The sequence below is a fragment of the Pseudactinotalea sp. genome (assembly GCF_048594945.1).
In the GTDB taxonomy this organism is placed as follows: Bacteria; Actinomycetota; Actinomycetes; order Actinomycetales; family Beutenbergiaceae; genus Pseudactinotalea.
Window position 1 is genome coordinate 1 of sequence record NZ_JBMDXJ010000284.1, and the last position, 2,392, is coordinate 2,392.

Genomic DNA, 2,392 nt, shown 5'->3' on the forward strand with positions numbered 1-2,392 from the left:
ACCACCGACCGGATCGTGACGGTGGACCAGTACGCCAAGGCTGGCATCCCCTTCTACTGGCGCATCGAGCAGTCCGCCACCGGCGTTCCGATCGTCTACACCTACGTCCTCGACCCAGCCACCAGGGCCTACCGGGACGGCGAGGTCTTCACCGGCACCGTGAAGGCCACCGCGCCGTTCCCCGTCACGGTCGACCTCGGAGCCCTCTGAGCAACGAGGATCGCCCGCGCCCTCGGCGCCTGCGACGCCCCACCGGCTGAGACGTGTCCGCCACCGGGGGCCCTGATGGCGGCGCCCGGCTCGACCCGAGGTCGAAGCCGTGGTGAAACTGCCCGTCGCCGCCATCACGTGGCCAGGGCCACTACTTCTTGGTCGTGGAGGTCCGACGCAGTCGGGTGTTGACGAACTCTCCCATCCCCCATCGGCCGAGCTCGCGGCCGAAGCCGGAGCGCTTCACGCCGCCGAAGGGCAGGCCGGGGAGGGTGGTGCCGTGCTCGTTGACGTAGGCCATGCCCACTTCGAGTCGGTCGGCGATCTCCTGGGCACGGTCGATGTCGCTGCCCCACACCGAACCGCTGAGGCCGAAGCCCACGTCGTTGGCGAGCGTGATGGCCTCGTCGGTCGAGTCGACGCCGTAGATCACGGCCACGGGCCCGAAGATCTCCTCGGAGTACGCGTCCATGTCGCGGGTGACGCCGGTGAGCACGGCCGGACGCATGAAGGCGCCTGCTCCGTCGATCGCCTTGCCGCCGGTGTGGAGGGTGGCACCCTGCTCGACGGCGCGTTCGACCTGTTCGATCACGGTGTCCCGCGCAGTGATCGACGACAGCGGGCCGACCTGCGTGCTCTCATCCGTGGGATCTCCCACCCGGGCGGCCTCGAAGGCGCGGGTGACGACCGACACGAAGTCGTCCACCTTGTCGTTGGGCACGATCATTCGTTTCGGAGAGTTGCAGGCCTGTCCCGCGTTGGACAGCCGCGCCCGCGCGGCGATGGTGGCTGTCCGCTCGATGTCACCGTCATCGAGGACGATGAGAGGATCGGAGCCGCCCAGCTCCAGCACGACCTTCTTCAGATGCCTCCCCGCGGTTTCGGCCACCGATGCGCCGGCGCGCTCACTGCCGGTCAGCGAGATCCCGCGCACGCGCGGGTCGGCGATCATGTCGGCGATCTGGTCATTGCTCGCGAACACGTTGATGTAGGCGTCCTCGGGCACCCCGGCAGCGTGCACGAGCTCGGCCATGAGCTCCGAGGACGCCGCGCAGATGGACGCGTGCTTGAGGATGATGGTGTTGCCCACCATCAGGTTGGGGGCGACGAACCGGGCCACCTGGTAGTAGGGGTAGTTCCACGGCATGACCCCGATCAGGGAACCGATGGCCTCGGTTCGGACCAGTGACTCGTCGGCGCCTTGCGGATCGAGCACCTCCCGGTTCAGCAGGCCCGGTCCGTGCTCGCCGTACCAGCGGTAGATCGCGGCGGCGAGCCCGACTTCACCCACCGCCTCCTTCAGCGGTTTACCCATCTCGGTCGAGATCAGCTCGGCCAGTTCGTCCTGGCGCGCTTCATAGGCATCGGCAATGCGCACCAGGCGCCGTGCGCGCTCGCCCACCTCGGTCGCTCGCCAGCCGGCGAAGGCGCCGTGCGATCGGCTCAGAACTCCGGGGACCGCCGCGTCGTCGAGCCCGGGGAACTCCCGCAGGGTCTCACCCGTGGCTGGGTTCAGTGTCATGTACGAAGACAAATCAGACTCCATTTCTGTGTCTGCCAACCGCGAATCGGGTATTGAGCCGGGCGTTCAACGGCGACGCGACCATCCTGGTCTTCACGTGGCACTCCTTCACCATCTCGAAGACCGAGTGTCTTCCCCACCTGAACACGCCCGGACGGACCGCTTCGCCGCTCGCAGGGAGTACGGCGGGGCCGGAACTCCCCAGCGTGGCACAGAGCATCGCCACCCGACCGAACGAGCGCAGATGCCGCGCGTCGAGACGGTGACACCGGACAGCCGTGCGGCTGACGGGTCAGCGCCCTGCGCGATCACCCGACATCGGGCCGCACTCTTCGCGGGCGATGCAGAATCGAGCTCCGCACCCCACGGGAGGAGGTCACGGTGGAGGGTCCGGACATGTCCCGTCGTGCACGGCTGACCGCCCACGGCGCCGTCTCCACGGCCCTGGCCGGGTACAGCGATCGCGCCCTGTGCGAACTCGTCGAGGCGGCTGTACCGCTCGGTTCCGGAATCGGCGGGACGTCGGCCCTGACGGAGGTCGCCGGAACGCCGGTCTTCGTGAAGCGGGTGCCGCTCACCGACCTGGAAAGGGAACCCCGGCACGCCCGGTCCACGGCGAACCTGTTCGGGCTTCCCCTCTTCTGCCACTTCGGCACCGGC

1 protein-coding gene and 2 pseudogenes are annotated in these 2,392 nt (G+C 68.6%); 2 read left to right on the forward strand and 1 reads right to left on the reverse strand.

Annotated elements, in window-relative coordinates; translation table 11 throughout:
* Positions 1–210 (forward strand): annotated as a pseudogene (locus tag ACOJSN_RS12340) (hypothetical protein); the annotation flags it as partial.
* Between the two features lie 151 nt (positions 211–361).
* Here ACOJSN_RS12340 and ACOJSN_RS12345 read toward each other — a convergent pair.
* The gene (locus ACOJSN_RS12345; RefSeq protein WP_420112798.1) at positions 362–1,732 is read right to left on the reverse strand and encodes an NAD-dependent succinate-semialdehyde dehydrogenase; all 1,371 of its coding nucleotides are present in this window, start codon (positions 1,730–1,732) and stop codon (positions 362–364) included.
* Positions 1,733–2,128: 396 nt separating this feature from the next.
* On the opposite strand from ACOJSN_RS12345, the pseudogene ACOJSN_RS12350 reads away from it, so the two are divergent.
* A pseudogene (locus ACOJSN_RS12350) lies at positions 2,129–2,392 on the forward strand (protein kinase family protein); the annotation flags it as partial.

What these genes read in the sequence shown, in the direction of transcription:
- ACOJSN_RS12345 (WP_420112798.1), bottom strand. Translation starts at nt 1,732, where the DNA reads ATGACACTGAACCCAGCCACGGGTGAGACCCTGCGGGAGTTCCCCGGG.